Origin of the sequence: Serratia sp. KG1D (genome assembly GCF_037150675.1) — a bacterium.
GTDB lineage: Bacteria > Pseudomonadota > Gammaproteobacteria > Enterobacterales > Enterobacteriaceae > Serratia > Serratia nematodiphila.
The window spans coordinates 282,511-299,368 of record NZ_JBAGIH010000002.1; the positions used below are offsets into that span (position 1 = coordinate 282,511).

Below are 16,858 nucleotides of genomic sequence, written 5' to 3' on the forward strand. Positions count from 1 at the left end.
GCGAATTCTAACAGAAAAAGAAAACGTTTGCGTAGGGGATTTCCTACCACGTTACAAATAAAAAGCGGCGATCAAAAAATTCCCAATCGCCGCGCCTACATAGGTGATTTCGCCTATAAAAGGCGCGGTTTTTCTAGCGATCTCTCCACCACTCCTTAATTCAGGGGCGCATCGTGCTGCGCCCCTGCGGGGTTTAACGGCCGTATGGCTTCACCTGCCCGCTCAGCCCGCTGATCGAGTTCAGCGACGGCAGCGCCGCCTGCAGCTTCTGCTTGGAGGCATCCGGGCCGACGTAGATACGGGTGATCTGCCCCTGCACCGGCGTTGACGGCACGGTAAAGGCGCGATAGCCCGAGAGGCGCAACGAGGCGACAATCTCGTTCGCCTTGGCGGCATTTTTCAACGCCCCGAGCTGCACGACGTAGGCTTGCCCGGCCGGCGCTTTTTCTTCCGCCGGTTTCGGCTGCGGCGTCGGTTCAGGTTTCGGCGTCGGCTCCGGCTTCGGTACCGGCTTCACTTCCACCGGTTTCGGTTGCGGCGCCGGTTTCGGTTTCACTTCCACCGGTTTGGTTTCTACCGGTTTCGGCTTGGGCTGCGGCACCGGCTGAGGACGCGTTTCGACCGGCGGCGGCGCCACCTGCGCCGGCTGCTGAGCACCTTGCCGCACCGCCTGTTGCGCCGCCGCTTCATTGGCCGCCTGCTGTTCGACCAGCGCGCCCGCCCCTTCCGGCGGCTGCGCCGGCAACGGTTGCGTCACCGGTGGCAGCACGTCGTTCTCTTCGACGTCGCCCGCCTTCGGCACCAAAGGAATGGCCGCGAATTCATCCTCGTAATGCTTCTTTTTACCGTCCAGCAACCCTGGCAGGATGATCACCCCCAGCGCCACCAGAATCACGGTTCCGACCAGTCGGTTCTGAAATTTACTCGCCACTCACACTCCCCGCATCTCGTCTGACGCCGCCATCACCTGCGCCACGGTGTGGAACGATCCACAGACGATCACAATATCCTGTTTATCAGCATCCTGCATAGCCTGCCGCCAGGCAGTTTCGACATCATTAAAGCGGCGCGGTTCCGTCAGATGTTGCGCCAGCTGTTCGACGCTGGCGCCGCGCGGCCCGTCGAGCGGTGCGCAATACCATTCATCCACCTGCTCGCTGAGGCAGGCCAGCGTGCCGGCGATATCCTTGTCCGACAGCATGCCCACCACCGCGCGCACCTTGCCGCCGTTGCGCGGCAGTTTGGCCAGACGCCCGGCCAGATAGCCGGCGGCGTGCGGATTGTGCGCCACATCGAGGATCAGCGTCGGCTCACGCCGCACGATCTGGAAGCGCCCCGGCAGCGTCGCCTGCTGCAGCCCGGTGAAAATCGCGCGTTCGTCGATTTCCAGTGGAGAACAGTTGAGCGCCGCCAGCGCGGTAGCGGCGTTGGCCAGCGGTACGTTCGGCGTCGGCAGATCGGTCAGCAGCGTGTCGCCGCCCTGCCACTGCCAGCGATCGCCCTGCTCGCTGAAGCGCCAGGCTTCGCCGCGGCGAGACAGCGGTGCGCCCAGCGTTTCGGCAACCTGACGAATGCTGTCCGGCATGTCGGGTTCACCGACCACCGCCGGTTTGCCGCTGCGGAAAATGCCGGCCTTTTCACGGCCGATGCTTTCGCGATCGTTACCCAGCCAGTCGGTGTGATCGAGCGCAATGCTGGTGATCACCGCCACGCTCGGATCGACGATGTTGGTGGCGTCGAGGCGCCCGCCCAGGCCCACTTCCAGGATCACCACGTCGAGCCGCGCCTGTTTGAACAGCTGCAGCGCCGACAGGGTGCCGAATTCGAAATAGGTCAGCGACGTTTCGCCGCGGCCGGCTTCAATGGCGGCGAACGAGCGGCTGTGCTCCGCTTCGCTCAGCTCTTCCCCCTGAATGCGCACGCGTTCGGTATAGCGTACCAGATGCGGCGAACTGTAGACGCCGACGCGCAGGCCGGCGGCCAGCAGAATCGCTTCAAGGGTGCGACAGGTGGTGCCTTTGCCGTTGGTGCCGGCAACGGTGAACACCGTGGGTGCGGGGGTCAGTAAATCCAGATGCGCCGCGACGCGCTGTACGCGCTCAAGGCCGAGTTCGATCGCCTGGCTGTGCAGACGTTCCAGATAATAAAGCCACGAGCTCAATGGCGACGTGGCTTGGGGAATTTGGTGGTTTTGCATGAGTCCCATCACTGAACTTGGGTTCATTAATCCATCAGGGCACCACCCTCACCGCGGTAAAGGCGATGCGCTTCGTGACTGCCGCCAGCCTGCCAACCGCAGCGGATAGGCTACGGCCGGCGGAGAGCGGGCATCAGCCGTCACTTAGCCACAAAGTGGCGGCTGAACCCGGGCGGGATCTGTCTTTGCCTCAGGCGTCGGCCTGCTGCTCCGGCTCAATGACCGGCGCGGCCTCATCGAAATGCGGCTGCGGCTGGTTGGTCAGCTTGGACAGAATGCTCGCCAACGTTTGGCGCATTTCCGGACGGCGAACGATCATGTCGATCGCGCCTTTTTCGATCAGGAACTCGCTGCGCTGGAAGCCCGGTGGCAGTTTCTCGCGCACGGTTTGCTCGATAACGCGCGGGCCGGCAAAACCGATCAGCGCTTTCGGCTCGGCGATGTTGATATCGCCCAGCATCGCCAGGCTGGCGGAGACACCGCCCATGGTCGGGTCGGTCAGCACGGAGATATACGGCAAGCCGCGCTCCTGCATTTTGGCCAACGCCGCGCTGGTTTTCGCCATCTGCATCAGCGACATCAGCGCTTCCTGCATACGCGCGCCGCCGCTGGCGGAGAAGCACACCAGCGGACAGTTGTCCTCCAGCGCCTGCTCAACCGCACGCACGAAACGCGCGCCGACCACGGAAGACATCGAGCCGCCGATGAAGGCGAATTCGAAGGACGCGGCGACGATCGGCATACCGTACAGCGTGCCCTTCATCACCACCAGCGCGTCTTTCTCGCCGGTCGCTTTCTGTGCGGCGACCAGACGATCTTTATAGCGCTTGGAATCCTTGAATTTCAGAACGTCCTTCGGCTCCAGATCGCTGCCCAGCTCCACTTCGCTGCCTTCGTCCAGCAGGGTATGCAGACGCGCGCGCGCGCCCATACGCATGTGGTGGTCGCACTTCGGGCACACTTCCAGATTGCGCTCCAGCTCGGCGCGGTAGAGAACCTGGCCGCAGCTGTCGCATTTAGTCCAGACCCCTTCAGGAATGCTCGCCTTACGGGTTTGTGTGATATTGCTCTTGTTAAGAATTCGTTCAATCCAGCTCATCGATGACCTTTCTGTTTGAACCTGGCACACGCCAGTCCGCTGTTCATGCTTTAACAATCCCCCCGAAAACACCCCAATGAAAAAATGCCCGTTCGCGGCGCGGCAAGCGCGGCGACTGAGGCATCGGCTTCAGGGTTGTTCGCAGGAACAGACCATAATGTCGCTCATTAAACCATATCGGCCCGACGCTGTGGACAAAAAACTGGTCGAACCGACAGGTTAAGCGATGTTTTTACTGTTTTTGCTGGCGGGCGGCCGCGCGCTTGTGGCGCCAAATTTCAATCACGCCCGGCAGAATCGAAACGATGATGATCCCGACGATCAACAGTTTCAGGTTCTCCTGCACCACCGGCAGATCGCCGAACAGGTAGCCAGCATAAGTGAAGAGCAGCACCCAAACCAGTGCGCCAATCACGTTGTAGGCGGCGAAGTGGCGATAGGACATATGCCCCATGCCGGCGACGAACGGCGCAAAAGTACGCACGATCGGCACGAATCGCGCCAGAATAATCGTTTTCCCGCCGTGCTTCTCATAAAACTGATGTGTTTTATCCAGGTAGCTGCGGCGGAAAATTTTCGAATTCGGGTTGCTGAACAGCTTCTCGCCGAACAACCGCCCGATAGTGTAGTTCACCGCATCGCCGATGATCGCCGCCACGACCATCAACGCCACCATGGTGTGCACGTTCAGATCGTTGGTCGGCAACGCCGCCAGCGCGCCGGCGACGAACAGCAAAGAATCCCCCGGCAGGAACGGCGTCACCACCAGACCGGTTTCACAAAACAGGATCAGGAACAGAATAGCGTAGACCCACATGCCGTATTGTGCGACCAGTTCGGCCAAGTGCACATCAATATGCAGAATGAAATCAATAATAAACTTGATGATGTCCATAAATTCTCTCATTGATGCCGGGCGTTTCAATCACCCGGCAGAAGCACAGGGAGCGACGCTTTCAGGCGTGCCGGCGTTTAATCGTCGGGCAAAAACAGCGGCCCCATCGGCGGCCGCGGCAGACCAAAGTGGTCAGGGTAATCCACGGCAACCAGATACAACCCCTCGGCTCGCGCCGTCGCCGCCGCCAGATTGCGATCCTTCAGCGCCAGCAACTCGGCCATCCAGTTCTCACCCTGATTGCCACAGCCGATCTCCATCAGGCTGCCGACGATGTTGCGAACCATATGATGCACAAAGGCATTCGCCTTGATATCTACCACAATATATTCGCCGTAGCGCGTAACCTTAACGTGTTTTACGCAGCGCCACGGGGTGCGCGACTGGCATTGCACCGCGCGGAACGACGTGAAATCGTTCTCGCCCAGCAGCGCCTGCGCCGCCCGATGCATGCGATCGGCGTCCAGCGGGTGATAAAAATGCGTTACCCCCTGCTGCAGCACCGCCGGCCGGTAGCGATGGTTGAAAATGATATAGCGGTAGCGGCGCGCGGTGGCGCTGAAACGCGCGTGAAAATCGTCGGCAACGGGGCTCACCCAACGCACCGCAATATCCGGCGGCAAATGGGTATTCACCCCCATCGTCCAGGCGGCGTCCTTGCGGCGCGCAGTGGTTTCGAAGTGCACCACCTGCCCGGTGGCGTGCACCCCGGCGTCGGTACGCCCGGCGCACAGCACGGTAATCGGTGCATCCGCCACCTTGCTCAACGCCTGCTCCAGGCGTTCCTGCACGCTGGCCACTTCTTGCTGCCGCTGCCAGCCGTAATAACGGCTGCCGTCATATTCGATGCCCAGCGCTACCTTCAGCGTCGGCTGAGCGGGCGAGACCACCTCAGACATCAGTACATCTGCTCCTGCACCAGACGCTCGGCGGTTTCGACAGCCATCAACGCGCCGCCGAAGCGCACGTTGTCCGCCACCGTCCAGAACTGCAGCAGCTCGGGGATGCCGTAATCGTTACGCAGGCAGCCGATGCTGAGCGCATCGCTGCCGGAAGCGTCGGTGACCTGGGTCGGGTAATCGTCCTCTTCGCTCAGCTGAATATCTTCGACCTCTTCGAGCTCGCTGCGCGCCTCTTCGGCGGACAGCGGGCGCAGCGCTTCCAGGTGCACCACCTGCGCGTGGCCATAAAACACCGGCGACTGAACGCAGCTCACCGAAATCGGCAGCCCTTCATCCTGCAGCACCTTGCGCACCTGATCGACGATCAGGCGCTCTTCGCGCACGCTGCCCTGCTCGTCGGCGACAAGCGGCAGCAGGTTGAACGCCAGCTGTTTACCGAAGACGCCTTCCTCGGCCGGAATGCCGTTCAGCAGGCGCGCGCTCTGGCCGGCCAGGTCGTCCACCGCCACCTTGCCGCGCGACGATACCGACATCAGCGTGGTGACGTGCAGACGCGACAGCCCCGCCTGTTCGGTCAGCGGTTTGATCGCCGTCAGCAGTTGGCTGACCATGCTGTCGGCCACCGCCACGATATTGCGGTTACGGTAATCCGCCAGCACCTGCGGGTTCACGCCCGGCACCACCAGCGGCACATCCGGCTCCATGGCGAACAGGCCGCTGGTGTCGATCACCAGGCAGCCCATGTTGCCGGCTTCTTCGGCATAGCGCGCGGAAGCGTCGCTGCCGGCGACGAAGAAGGCCAGCTGCGCCTGCGACCAGTCGAACTCTTCGGCGTTTTGCACCAGAAGAGACTTGCCGTTGAAGCGCACATTGGCGCCCGCGCTGCGTTCGCTTGCCAGAGGATAGAGCTCACCCACCGGGAACTGGCGTTCCTGCAACAATTCCAGCAACGCTTCACCTACCGCGCCAGTGGCGCCGAGCAGCGCGATATTCCAGCCGTCAGACATCGGGTTTTCTCCAGAGTATTTCATTCATAAAAGCACACGGGCAGTGCAATCACCGCCCGATAATCTTTACCGCTCACTGTAGCGGCGTTGGCTTAAGACAACCTTACGCCCTACGCCACGCTGAAGCCCAGCTTGCCGAGCAGCTCGGCGCTGGCGCTGTCATCGCATTGCACGGCCAGCGAAGACCACTCGCGGCGCTCCTGGTAGTGCTTGCGCAGGCGATCGAATTCGCCCGGTTGCCCGGCGACTTTGCGCAATGGCGCATCATCGCGGCGCACATCATACACCAAGTGCATCAATCGTTTTAACCGCGCTTCATCCAGCGGCCCGTTGAGGCGGATCTGGCTGAACTCCGGCACCGGCAGCAGCGAGGCCAGCGCCACCTGCTGCGGCTGCCCCAGATGGCGGCTGAACGCTTCGAACACCTGGGTGGTGCCGCGCGCCTTGCCTTCCAGCGTATACCCGGCGATGTGCGCGGTGCCGATATCCACCCGCGCCAGCAGCGGCAAGGCGAGATCCGGCTCCGGTTCCCACACGTCCAGCACCGTGCTCAGCTTTTTGCCCTTTTCCAGCGCCTGCAGCAGCGCGGCGTTATCCACCACCGGCCCGCGACAGGCGTTGATCAGAATGCGGTTGTCCGGCAGCGCCGCCAACAGATCCGCATCCGCCAGATGCAGCGAATGGTAAGGGCCGGATTTATTCAGCGGCGTATGGAAGGTCAGCACATCGGCCTCGGCCACCAGCTTCTCCAACGGCCAGAACTCCCCGGCGTCGCCGCGATCGGCGCGCGGCGGATCGCACAGCAGCGTGCGCACGCCCAACGCTTTGAGGCGCGCGTCCAAGCGGGAACCGACGTTGCCCACGCCGACGATGCCGACGGTTTTATCCCGCAGGTGGAAGCCGTCGCGTTCGGCCAGCAGCATCAAGGCGGAGAACACATACTCGACCACCGCGATGGCGTTGCAGCCCGGCGCGGCGGAAAACCCGATGCCCTGCCGTTGCAGCCAGGCGTCATCGACGTGATCGGTGCCGGCGGTGGCGGTGCCGACAAAGCCAATGCGGCTGCCGGCCAACAGGGCTTCATTGACCTTGGTGACCGAACGCACCATCAGCGCATCGGCATCCGCCAGCGCGTCAAGCGGGATCGGACGCCCCGGCACCGCCTGCACGTCGCCCAAGCGGCTGAACAGCTCGGCCGCGTACGGCATATTTTCATCAACCAGAATTTTCACTGCGTTCTCCGACGGTTTACGGCTATTGGTCTGCGAAATAGTGTGCCACTGAATCAGGCACGGCGAAAGCGCTCAGGGGTGGTGCCGGCGATCTGCTGGAACATGACGATAAAGGCCGACGCGGAGCTGTAGCCGACGTCCAACGCCACGTCCTGCACGGTTTTGCCCTGCTCGAGCAACGACACGGCATGCAGAAAACGCAGGCGCTGGCGCCACTCGCTGAACGACATGCCCAGATCCTGCTGGCAGCGGCGCGACAGCGTGCGCTCGGTGGTGTAGACCCGCGCCGCCCACGTCGCCAGCGAGGTGTTGTCCGCCGGGCAATGCTCCAGCGCTTCCAGCACCGGCGCCAAAAATTTGTCGTCCGACGACGGCAGATAGGTTTGCTGACGCGGCGACAGGCGCAACTGGTCGATCAGCACCTGACAGAGGCGCAAATCCTCCTCCGCCTGTGGGATGTACTGCTTGCGCGCATAGAAATCCTCGGCGATGGCGCGGAAGATGGGCGTTACGCTCACCAGACAGGGGTCGGCCGGCATGCCGGCGCACAGCGCCGGCATGATGTCCACCATGCGGCACTGCGCCAGTCGCTGGTTGTAGCAGGAGTGTTCGATGCCCGCCGGCGCCCACAACACGAACTCCGGCGGCGCCAGAAAGCGCTGCCCGCCGATGCGCAGCACCATCACCCCGGCTTTGACCCACATCAACTGGCCCCAGGTGTGGCTGTGCGGCTGGAATTCGGTGCGCGCGTTGAACTCTTCACAGCGGAACTGCACCGGGTTGGGCGCCGGGATCAGCGACTCAGGGAAATGGCGGATTTCTGGCATGGTTTCGTCCCGTGATTTGTCTTGTTTACACCGATTTTTGTCTGGATATCGCTATATATGATAAACCGGACACGCGTAGACTAGCCAGCATGTTGGACGTTATTGAGAATAATTATCATGAATATGCTCTTCCCACTGTTGGCCGTGCTGATATGGTCGATTAACGCCGTCGTCAGCAAACTCTCCGCCACCGCCATCGATCCGGCGGCCATTTCACTTTACCGCTGGCTGCTGGCGCTGATCGCCCTGACGCCGTTCGTGCTGCCGGGCGTGCTGCGCAATTGGGCGCAGGTGCGCGCCAACTGGTGGAAACTGATGATCCTCGGCTTGCTGGGCATGGTGCTGTACCAAAGCCTGGCCTATTACGCGGCGCACAGCGTCAGCGCGCTGTTTATGGGCATCATCGTGTCGCTGATCCCGCTGCTGACCATCCTGATCAGCATCGTCCTGCTGCGCATTGCGCCGACCGTCGGCGTGCTGCTCGGCAGTATTCTCTCCTTCGGCGGTTTGATCTGGCTGGTCAGCGGCGGCCAGCCCGGCGTGCTGCTGCAGCACGGTATCGGCAAGGGGGAATTGATGATGCTGCTCGCCACCGCCTCTTACGCGCTGTATGGCGTGTTGACCAAACGCTGGGCCATCGCGCTGCCGAACTGGCAATCGCTGTACGTGCAAATCCTGTTCGGCGTGCTGCTGCTGCTGCCTAATTTCCTGATGGCGCAGGATGTCGGCTTGAACGGCCATAACCTGCCGCTGGTGCTGTTCGCCGGCATTCCGGCTTCGATCATCGCCCCGTTCCTGTGGATCCAGGGCGTGATGCGCCTGGGCGCCAACACCGCCTCGATCTTCATGAACCTGGCGCCGGTGTTTACCGCCGCTATCGCCGTGCTGTTCCTGCATGAGCAGTTGCACGGTTATCACCTGATCGGCGGCGGCATTACCCTGCTGGGCGTTATCCTGTCGCAGCGGCTGCGCACGCCGCTGACGCGTAAAGCCAAAGCCCCGGCGGCCGACGTCGAGTCCTGCAAAGAACAGGCTTAAGGCAACAGCCTGAAACGCACCCGCACCAACAGGCCGCCCAGCGCGGCGGAGCTCAACAGCTCCGGGCGGGTGCCGTGATACGCGGTGATATCCTTCACCAGCGCCAGCCCCAGGCCGGCGCCCGGCTGATCGCCCACGTTGTCCAGCCGGTGAAACGGCTGCAGCGCCAGCGCCTTGTCCTGCAAGGCGATGCCGGGGCCGCTGTCTTCAATCTCCAGCACGCCTTCCCCCGTCGCCTTCTCCTGCGTGAGGCGAGCGGTGACCACGCCCTGACGCGGTGTGTATTTCAACGCGTTGTCCAACAGGTTGGCGCACAGCTCGGCCAACAGCAGCGGTTCCCCCGCCACCTGACACGCCGCTTCACCTTCGAAGCCGAGATCGATCTGTTTGCTGCGCGCCTGCGGCAAGCGGGAAAAACAGGCGTCGCGCAGCACCTGCGCCAGGTTGACCGGCTGCAGCTTGCGCTCGGCCTGGTGCTCGCTGGCCTTCAGGCGTGAGAGATACAGCAGGCGGTCGGTCAGTGCCACGGTATTGTCCAGCGTCGCGCTCATCGCCTGCAGGCTTTCGCGCCACTGCTGCGGCCGATCGCTGGCCAGCGCCACCCCGACCTGAGTCTTCAACACCGCCAGCGGCGTGCGCAGCTGGTGGGAAGCGTCGGCGCTGAAACGTTCCTGACGCGCCACCATGAGCCGCAGCCGTTCGATATAGCGATTGAACGCCACCAGCAGCGGCTGCATCTCCGACCACGGCAATACCCGCGGCAAGGGCGTCAGTTCGCCCGGATCGCGCCGCAGCATGATGCCGGAGAGTTTACGCATCGGCTTCAACACCCGCTTGAGCAGCGCGAACGCCAGGATCAGGGTCAACACCACCACCGTGCCCTGGCTCAGCAGCGCCGCGATCATCATCTGCCGCGCCAGGTAACGGCGCGACTCCAGGGTTTCCGCCACCAAAATGGTCGCCATGCCGCTCACCCCCGACTCGTTGACCGGCTGAAACAGCGCCGCCACGCGGATCGGCCGGCCGAGGTATTCCGCATCGTAAAAATGCACCAGCGCCGGGTAGAGCGTGGAGCGCGGGATATGGGGCGGCAGCGACGGCAAATCGTCATAGCCCGAGATGCTTTTTCCCTGCGGCGAAATCACCTCGTAATACAGCTGATCGTTCATGTTGCGCTCGAAGCTGTCGAGCACCACATAGGGCACATCGACCGCCAGCTTGCCTTCGCGCACCACCAGTCGCTCCGCCACGGTGCGCGCCGACGCCAGCAGCGTGCGATCGTAAGCCAATGTGGCGGCGCTCATGGCGCTGAAATAGTGGGTGTAGATGGAGATACCGCCCAACGCCAGCAGCGGCAGGCCAAAAAACAGCAGCAGTTGATAGAACAGCGAACGCGGGGCGTTAAACCACCGCATTGCAGAGCTCCAGGCTGTAGCCCAGACCGCGCAGCGTGACGATCGCCACGTCGCTGCCCTGCAGCTTTTTCCGCAGGCGGTGTACGTAAAGCTCGATGCTCTCCGGATTGGCCTCGTCCGACAGCGTAAACACCTGCTCGAACAGCTGTTGTTTGGCCACCGGGCGGCCGCGCCGATGCATCAGCGCGGTCAACACCGCCAGTTCGCGCGGCGTCAGCGCCAGCGGCTTGCTCTCCAGCAGAAAATAACCTTCGTCATGGTAGGTCAACGCGCCGTACTGCAACGCCGGCTGCGGGGCGCCGACGCTGCGGCGCAGCAGCGCCCGAATGCGCGCTTCCAGCTCGTCCAATTCGAACGGCTTGGTGAGGTAATCGTCCGCCCCCAGATTCAGGCCCCTTACCCGATCGGCCACGTCGGTGCGCGCCGTCAGCAACAGCACCGGCAGATCCTGCCCGCGCTTGCGCAGGCGCGCCAGCAAATCCAGGCCGTTCAAACGCGGCAACGCCACATCCAACACCGCCAGCGCATAACGCTCGTTGAGCAACAGATGATCGGCCGCCACGCCGTCCGGGGCGACGTCGACGGCAAACCCGGCGCCGGTCAGCGCCTTTTGCAACCAGTGAGACAGCTCGGGGTGATCTTCAACCAATAACAGTCGCATGTTCCCATTCCATTGATTTACCTGAACAACCTGGCGCCGACACGGCGTCCGTTAACAGGCTGATAACAAAGGATGGCATGGAAAATAAGGGGATAAAAGAGCGCCGCGCCGCCAGTTTTGGGAGCTGGCACACAATTATGCGTATGGAGCGCGATCGCAGGGCGGCGTCAGATCAGCGGAATGGGGCTATCGGCAACGGCAATGTCCAGCACCGGGCGCAGCTTGTCGGCGGTAAACGGCGAAGAAACCAGCACGGAGCGGTTGTTGGCGGCAAACACCAGATCGATGCCGGTCACGCAGGCGGTCATCTGACAGGCATACTTTTCACCGTCAGCGTTGACGAAATGCAGCTCAAACACGCCAACCTCGGCGCGCAGGCGCTTCAAACGACACTGCCCGCTTTCTCCCGCCATCTCGGCGTAGACCTCAGGCAACCGTTTAATTGCGCATACTTTGGCGCTGTCCCTGCCACCAAACAATTTCCCTAACGAAAACATATTACTGCGTCTCTATTCATTTCACTGATCATGATTTTATCGCAAAAGCAGAACGGCAAACCTGATATTACGCAGGATTTTGGCCGGTTTAGCGCCCTGTTCTTGCCCTCGTTTCTATGGTAGCGCACCCGCCATTCGCTGGCGACAAGAGACCCTAATCACAGACTGGAAACTTTTCCGGCCACTGAAAGGTAAATGAAAGGTTGTTGTTTTAACAATCCCGCAACCGCACCCGGCGGGATTTCACAACCAGAACAATACCGAGGGCAAGTCACAATGAAAAAAATAATGACCCGAACCTTTACCGCCGCCGCCCTGTTGCTGGCGGCCTCTCAGTCCTTTGCCGCAGAAGCGCCCAAACGCACCGAATGCATTGCGCCGGCCAAACCCGGCGGCGGCTTCGATCTGACCTGCAAACTGATTCAGGTGTCGCTGCAGGATACCAAGGCCATCGATAAACCGATGCGCGTCACCTATATGCCCGGCGGCGTCGGCGCGGTGGCCTACAACGCCATCGTCGCGCAGCGCCCGGCGGAGTTCGGCACCGTGGTGGCCTTCTCCGGCGGCTCGCTGCTCAATCTGGCCCAGGGCAAGTTCGGCCGCTACAACGTGGACGACGTGAGATGGCTGGCGGCGGTCGGCACCGACTACGGCATGATCGCAGTGCGCGCCGACTCGCCTTACAAAACCCTGAAAGACCTGATGGACGCTTTCCAAAAAGATCCCAACAGCGTGGTGTTCGGCGCCGGCGCCTCCATCGGCAGCCAGGACTGGATGAAAACCGCGCTGCTGGCGCGTGAAGTCGGCGTGGATCCGCGCAAGATGCGCTACGTGGCGTTCGAAGGCGGCGGCGAGCCGGTCACCGCGCTGCTGGGCAACCATATTCAGGCGGTTTCCGGTGACCTGAGCGAGATGGTGCCTTACCTGCAGGGCGACAAGATCCGCGTGCTGGCGGTGTATGCCGAGCAACGTCTGCCGGGCCAGCTGGCCGACATTCCGACCGCCAAAGAGCAGGGATACAGCCTGGTGTGGCCGATCATTCGCGGCTTCTACGTCGGGCCGAAAGTCAGCGATGAAGAGTATCAGTGGTGGATCGACACCTTCCAGAAAATGATGGCGACCGACGAATTCAAACAGCAGCGCGATCTGCGCGGCCTGTTCGAATTCAACCTGACCGGCAAAGAGCTGGACGCCTACGTGAAGAACCAGGTTGCCCAATACCGTGAGCAGGCGAAAGTGTTCGGCCTGGCCAAATAACCGCAGGGGAAAACCATGAGCGATCGTATTTTTGCCGGTTTTTGGCTGCTGCTGTGTATCGGCGGGCTGTTCATCGGCTGGGGCATCCAGAGCGAATACAGCTATGAACCGCTGGGGCCGCGCCCGTTCCCACTGGCGATCCTCAGCCTGATGGCGCTGTGCGCGGCCCTGCTGTTGCTGCGCCGCCCGCAGGCGGTGGAGTGGCCGCACAGCAAGGTGTTGCAGCGGCTGCTGGTGCTGGTGATCACCCTGGTGCTGTATGCCTGGGGCTTTGAATGGCTCGGCTTCCCGCTGGCGACCGCGCTGCTGACGTTCAGCATCGGCCTGTTGTTTCAGGCCAGCCTGCCGGCGGCGGCCATCTCCGGCGTCATCATGGGCGCAGCGTTGTACTACGCCTTTGACCAACTTCTCGATGTCACACTGCCGCTCGGCGCCTGGCTGAGCTAACGGGAGCGATGATGGATACCTGGATGTATTTGACCCAAGGGTTTGAAGTGGCGCTGGTGCCGCAGAACCTGATTATCGCCCTGATCGGCTGCTTCGTCGGCACCATCGTCGGCCTGTTGCCGGGGCTGGGGCCGATCAACGGCGTGGCGATCCTGCTGCCGCTGGCGTTCGCCCTCAAACTGCCGGCCGAATCGGCGCTGATCCTGCTGGCGACGGTGTATATCGGCTGCGAATACGGCGGGCGCATCTCGTCGATTCTGCTCAACGTGCCGGGCGACGCGGCGGCGATCATGACCGCGCTGGACGGCTACCCGATGGCGCAGCAGGGGCGCGCCGGCGTGGCGCTGTCCATCTCGGCGGTCAGCTCGTTCGTCGGCTCGATGATCGCCATCGGCGGCATCATCCTGTTCGCGCCGCTGCTGGCACGCTGGTCGCTGGCCTTCGGCCCGGCGGAATATTTCGCCCTGATGGTGTTCGCCATCGCCTGCCTCGGCAGCATGATGAGCCAGAACCCGCTGAAATCGCTGCTGGCGGCGCTGATCGGCCTGGGGCTGGCGACGGTGGGCGTCGACGCCAACACCGGCGTTTACCGCTTTACCTTCGACAGCGTGCACCTCTCCGACGGCGTGCAGTTTATCGTGGTGGTGATCGGCCTGTTCTCGGTCAGCGAAATCCTGTTGATGCTGGAAAGCACCAGCGCCGGGCAAAAGCTGGTGCGTAAAACCGGCCGGTTGCTGTTCAACCGCAAAGAGGCGGCGCAGTGCGCGGGTCCGACCCTGCGTTCGTCGGTGATCGGTTTCTTCGTCGGCATTCTGCCGGGCGCCGGCGCCACTATCGCCAGCGCGCTGACCTACATGACCGAGAAGAAAATCAGCGGCAACAGCGATACCTTCGGCAAGGGCGATATCCGCGGCGTAGCAGCGCCGGAAGCGGCCAACAACGCCTCGGCCTGCGGTTCGTTCATTCCGATGCTGACGCTGGGGGTGCCGGGTTCCGGCACCACGGCGGTGATGATGGGCGCGCTGACGCTGTACAACATCACCCCCGGCCCGGCGATGTTCACCGAACAGCCGGATATCGTCTGGGGGCTGATCGCCGCGCTGCTGATCGCCAACGTCATTTTGTTGATCATGAACCTGCCGCTGGTCGGTCTGTTCACCCGCATGCTGACCATCCCGCTGTGGTTCCTGGTGCCGGCGATCGCCGCGGTTTCGGCGGTGGGGGTTTATGCGGTGCACAGCACCACCTTCGACCTGCTGTTGATGGTCGGGTTGGGCGTGTTCGGCTACATTCTGCGGAAAATGCATTTCCCGATGTCGCCGCTGATTCTGGGCTTTGTGCTGGGTGAGATGCTGGAACAAAACCTGCGCCGCGCGCTGTCGATCAGCAACGGCGAGTTCGGCATTCTGTGGAGCAGCAGCATCGCGCAAACGCTGCTGGTGCTGGCGGTGGCCGTGCTGGCGCTGCCGCCGCTGCTGCGCCTGATGCGCAAACGCCGCCAACCGGCGACCGAGGCCAAGGCCGAGTAACGCGAAACGGGCGGGGATCCCCCGCCCGTTATGTTTAACGGCCTAAGGCCGCCATTCTTCTTTCCAACGCCCCGATATCGTTATCGGCAAGCAACGGCTGGATCGCCGCAAACTCCGCCTCGGACAAGTCATAGAGGCGCAAGGCAAGCAACCGTGCAATGACTTCCGGCGCGAACCGCCAACGGATAAACCTCGCCGGGTTACCGCCGACGATGGCATAAGGCGCAACATCGCCGGCCACCACGCTGCCGGCGGCGACGATCGCCCCCTCGCCTATCGAGATCCCCGGCATCAGCATCGCCCGCATGCCGATCCAGCAGCCGTCACCCAGCCGGGTATCGCCTTTGGGACGGTATGCCTGCTTGATGGTTGCCATAAACGGGTATAGGCTCAGCCAGTCGATGCGATGGGTGTGATTACCGCCCATCAGGATCACCGCTTCGGCCGCGATGCACACATAATCGCCGATCAGCAGGCGATCTATTTCGCCCAGCGGCTGCCATTGGCGGCTGACCGCGTCGCCGTGCAGATAGCGCACCACCGAGCGTTCGAAGCCGCTATCCCAGCAGTCGCTGTAGTAGCTGTGGGTGCCTTTGACAATGATATTCGGGTTGGTCACCGTCTGATGCAACAGTTCGGTTTGGGACCAGTGTTTTTCGGACATGGCGTATTCTCTTGTTACCGGAATAAAAGCCACGGAACGGAGTGTCTGTGGCCGTGTTGTCGTTCACTCAACACGGCCATTCAAGCGATAAGCGCTCGTTTCAATCTCGGGTTATTCATCATTAGTGCCTCCCTTGCGAGGCACAAGGGTAACCGATCACGCCTCGGCGGTCTTGCTTTTCAACAGCAGCACCCCGCCCATCACCAATGCGCTGCCCAGCAGCTGCAGCTGATTCATGCTTTCCCCCAGCAGGAAATAGGCGATCACCGCGGTGAACACCAGCTCCAGCGACAGGATCAGGTTGGCCACCGCCAGCGGCAGCGTTTTCAGGCTGATGTTATACAACCCGAAGCCCAACAGCGTCGGCCCGGCGGCCAATGCCAGCAGCAACAACCAGCCGCTCCACTGGATGCCTTGCGCGCCGTGCGACAGGAACCACAAATCGCCGGCCATGCCGTGGAACGCCGCCAACGGGAACGCCGTCAGCGCCGCATTGAACGCCAGCTGATACAACGCCGAAAAACCGAACACGTACAGAATGGTGTTCCACACCGGATAGCCGCGTTCGCTGGCCACCCGCCCGCCGAGGGTATACAGGGTATAGCCGATGCCCGACAGCATCCCTACCAGCAGCCCCAGCAAATCGAAGTGGCTGTTCCCCATGCTGTCGCCGTTGCTGACCAGGAAGCAACCGCCCAGGCTGATGGCGATCACCAGCAGTTGGCGCAGCGTCAGACGCTCGCTGTACATCACCCAGCCGAGGAACACGGTAAAGCCCACCGAACAGTAGGTCAGTATGGTCGCCACCGACGCGCCATTCAGCGCTACCGACAGCGTCCACAGGCTGTTGAACAGCGCCAGCAGCAGCCCGTAAAGCGCGTAGAATACCACCTGCTCACGGCGCAGACGCGCCCACTGCGGTTTCACCAGCAACAGCAGCGGCAACAGCACCAGCGCCACCAGCGCCGCGCGCCAGAACGCCAGCACGAAGGTCGGCAGCTGATAGTACTCGGTCAGCGCGCGGATGATGATGGCGGTAAAGGCCAGCAGCATGGCGCTGATAATGGCGATGATGTAACCCTGGTGGCTGCCCTGCAAGAGGCGCGCGCCGGGCAACGCCGGCCGGGCGGAAACGCCTGACGGTAATGACATGAGATCCTCGGGAAAATGGCGACATAAATGCTCAGGCGC

17 protein-coding genes are annotated in these 16,858 nt (G+C 62.2%); 4 read left to right on the forward strand and 13 right to left on the reverse strand.

Annotated features, from left to right (window positions below; translation table 11 throughout):
- Positions 1-193 precede the first annotated feature (193 nt).
- The 8 genes from dedD to WFM45_RS13085 form a co-directional block, all read right to left on the reverse strand.
- Complete coding sequence (dedD, locus tag WFM45_RS13050) at positions 194-931, reverse strand: cell division protein DedD (RefSeq protein WP_015378591.1); 738 nt, start codon at positions 929-931, stop codon at positions 194-196.
- Positions 932-2,197, reverse strand: a complete 1,266-nt coding sequence (folC, locus tag WFM45_RS13055) for a bifunctional tetrahydrofolate synthase/dihydrofolate synthase (protein WP_033632498.1) — start codon at positions 2,195-2,197, stop codon at positions 932-934.
- A 190-nt stretch (positions 2,198-2,387) separates the two neighbouring features.
- A complete protein-coding gene (gene accD / locus WFM45_RS13060; protein ID WP_004936126.1) occupies positions 2,388-3,296 on the reverse strand; it encodes an acetyl-CoA carboxylase, carboxyltransferase subunit beta in 909 nt (302 codons plus the stop codon).
- Positions 3,297-3,528: 232 nt separating this feature from the next.
- Entirely contained in the window at positions 3,529-4,191 is a 663-nt protein-coding gene (locus tag WFM45_RS13065; protein WP_336955962.1) for a DedA family protein, read from the reverse strand.
- 77 nt (positions 4,192-4,268) lie between these two features.
- Complete coding sequence (truA, locus tag WFM45_RS13070; protein WP_004936132.1) at positions 4,269-5,090, reverse strand: tRNA pseudouridine(38-40) synthase TruA; 822 nt, start codon at positions 5,088-5,090, stop codon at positions 4,269-4,271.
- Positions 5,090-6,100, reverse strand: coding sequence for an aspartate-semialdehyde dehydrogenase (locus tag WFM45_RS13075; protein ID WP_015378594.1), 1,011 nt, complete (start codon positions 6,098-6,100; stop codon positions 5,090-5,092). Before WFM45_RS13075 ends, truA begins: the two co-directional genes overlap by 1 nt.
- 110 nt (positions 6,101-6,210) lie before the next feature.
- Positions 6,211-7,332, reverse strand: coding sequence for a 4-phosphoerythronate dehydrogenase PdxB (gene pdxB, locus WFM45_RS13080; protein WP_166730209.1), 1,122 nt, complete (start codon positions 7,330-7,332; stop codon positions 6,211-6,213).
- 53 nt (positions 7,333-7,385) lie between these two features.
- The gene (locus WFM45_RS13085; protein ID WP_049189233.1) at positions 7,386-8,159 is read right to left on the reverse strand and encodes an AraC family transcriptional regulator; all 774 of its coding nucleotides are present in this window, start codon (positions 8,157-8,159) and stop codon (positions 7,386-7,388) included.
- A 117-nt stretch (positions 8,160-8,276) separates the two neighbouring features.
- Between WFM45_RS13085 and WFM45_RS13090 the strand changes: the two genes are divergently transcribed.
- On the forward strand, positions 8,277-9,197 hold the full coding sequence (locus WFM45_RS13090) for a DMT family transporter (protein ID WP_004936141.1): 921 nt from the start codon (positions 8,277-8,279) through the stop codon (positions 9,195-9,197).
- Here the strand turns inward: WFM45_RS13090 and WFM45_RS13095 are convergent.
- From WFM45_RS13095 to WFM45_RS13105, 3 genes are all read right to left on the reverse strand, one after another.
- The gene (locus tag WFM45_RS13095) at positions 9,194-10,612 is read right to left on the reverse strand and encodes a sensor histidine kinase (RefSeq protein WP_004936144.1); all 1,419 of its coding nucleotides are present in this window, start codon (positions 10,610-10,612) and stop codon (positions 9,194-9,196) included. The two genes, WFM45_RS13090 and WFM45_RS13095, sit on opposite strands and share 4 nt — an antisense overlap.
- A complete protein-coding gene (gene tctD, locus WFM45_RS13100) occupies positions 10,599-11,273 on the reverse strand; it encodes a transcriptional regulator TctD (RefSeq protein ID WP_004936146.1) in 675 nt (224 codons plus the stop codon). Before tctD ends, WFM45_RS13095 begins: the two co-directional genes overlap by 14 nt.
- A gap of 167 nt (positions 11,274-11,440) precedes the next feature.
- Positions 11,441-11,686 (reverse strand): hypothetical protein, encoded by a 246-nt coding sequence (locus tag WFM45_RS13105; protein ID WP_229705507.1) that lies wholly within the window; start codon positions 11,684-11,686, stop codon positions 11,441-11,443.
- 360 nt (positions 11,687-12,046) lie between these two features.
- Between WFM45_RS13105 and WFM45_RS13110 the strand changes: the two genes are divergently transcribed.
- Genes WFM45_RS13110 through WFM45_RS13120 form a run of 3 tightly spaced genes read left to right on the forward strand, consistent with a single transcriptional unit; the run spans position 12,047 to position 15,003 of the window.
- The gene (locus WFM45_RS13110) at positions 12,047-13,027 is read left to right on the forward strand and encodes a Bug family tripartite tricarboxylate transporter substrate binding protein (RefSeq protein ID WP_015378599.1); all 981 of its coding nucleotides are present in this window, start codon (positions 12,047-12,049) and stop codon (positions 13,025-13,027) included.
- A 15-nt stretch (positions 13,028-13,042) separates the two neighbouring features.
- Complete coding sequence (locus WFM45_RS13115) at positions 13,043-13,474, forward strand: tripartite tricarboxylate transporter TctB family protein (protein WP_048324522.1); 432 nt, start codon at positions 13,043-13,045, stop codon at positions 13,472-13,474.
- An 11-nt stretch (positions 13,475-13,485) separates the two neighbouring features.
- Positions 13,486-15,003, forward strand: coding sequence for a tripartite tricarboxylate transporter permease (locus WFM45_RS13120; RefSeq protein ID WP_082996552.1), 1,518 nt, complete (start codon positions 13,486-13,488; stop codon positions 15,001-15,003).
- A gap of 34 nt (positions 15,004-15,037) precedes the next feature.
- Here WFM45_RS13120 and WFM45_RS13125 read toward each other — a convergent pair whose 3' ends face one another.
- Both WFM45_RS13125 and WFM45_RS13130 read right to left on the reverse strand, forming a co-directional pair.
- Positions 15,038-15,667: a CatB-related O-acetyltransferase gene (locus tag WFM45_RS13125; protein WP_082996551.1), complete on the reverse strand. Its 630-nt coding sequence runs from the start codon at positions 15,665-15,667 to the stop codon at positions 15,038-15,040.
- A 156-nt stretch (positions 15,668-15,823) separates the two neighbouring features.
- Positions 15,824-16,819, reverse strand: coding sequence for a DMT family transporter (locus WFM45_RS13130; protein ID WP_336955973.1), 996 nt, complete (start codon positions 16,817-16,819; stop codon positions 15,824-15,826).
- Positions 16,820-16,858: the final 39 nt, after the last annotated feature.

Excerpts from the sequence above, each read along its gene's own strand:
- accD (WP_004936126.1), bottom strand. The coding sequence starts at position 3,296 with ATGAGCTGGATTGAACGAATTCTTAACAAGAGCAATATCACACAAACC.
- WFM45_RS13125 (WP_082996551.1), bottom strand. The coding sequence starts at position 15,667 with ATGTCCGAAAAACACTGGTCCCAAACCGAACTGTTGCATCAGACGGTG.
- WFM45_RS13075 (WP_015378594.1), bottom strand. The coding sequence starts at position 6,100 with ATGTCTGACGGCTGGAATATCGCGCTGCTCGGCGCCACTGGCGCGGTA.
- WFM45_RS13095 (WP_004936144.1), bottom strand. The coding sequence starts at position 10,612 with ATGCGGTGGTTTAACGCCCCGCGTTCGCTGTTCTATCAACTGCTGCTG.
- WFM45_RS13115 (WP_048324522.1), top strand. The coding sequence starts at position 13,043 with ATGAGCGATCGTATTTTTGCCGGTTTTTGGCTGCTGCTGTGTATCGGC.
- WFM45_RS13105 (WP_229705507.1), bottom strand. The coding sequence starts at position 11,686 with ATGGCGGGAGAAAGCGGGCAGTGTCGTTTGAAGCGCCTGCGCGCCGAG.
- WFM45_RS13090 (WP_004936141.1), top strand. The coding sequence starts at position 8,277 with ATGAATATGCTCTTCCCACTGTTGGCCGTGCTGATATGGTCGATTAAC.
- tctD (WP_004936146.1), bottom strand. The coding sequence starts at position 11,273 with ATGCGACTGTTATTGGTTGAAGATCACCCCGAGCTGTCTCACTGGTTG.
- truA (WP_004936132.1), bottom strand. The coding sequence starts at position 5,090 with ATGTCTGAGGTGGTCTCGCCCGCTCAGCCGACGCTGAAGGTAGCGCTG.
- WFM45_RS13065 (WP_336955962.1), bottom strand. The coding sequence starts at position 4,191 with ATGGACATCATCAAGTTTATTATTGATTTCATTCTGCATATTGATGTG.
- WFM45_RS13085 (WP_049189233.1), bottom strand. The coding sequence starts at position 8,159 with ATGCCAGAAATCCGCCATTTCCCTGAGTCGCTGATCCCGGCGCCCAAC.
- folC (WP_033632498.1), bottom strand. The coding sequence starts at position 2,197 with ATGCAAAACCACCAAATTCCCCAAGCCACGTCGCCATTGAGCTCGTGG.
- WFM45_RS13120 (WP_082996552.1), top strand. The coding sequence starts at position 13,486 with ATGGATACCTGGATGTATTTGACCCAAGGGTTTGAAGTGGCGCTGGTG.
- WFM45_RS13130 (WP_336955973.1), bottom strand. The coding sequence starts at position 16,819 with ATGTCATTACCGTCAGGCGTTTCCGCCCGGCCGGCGTTGCCCGGCGCG.
- WFM45_RS13110 (WP_015378599.1), top strand. The coding sequence starts at position 12,047 with ATGAAAAAAATAATGACCCGAACCTTTACCGCCGCCGCCCTGTTGCTG.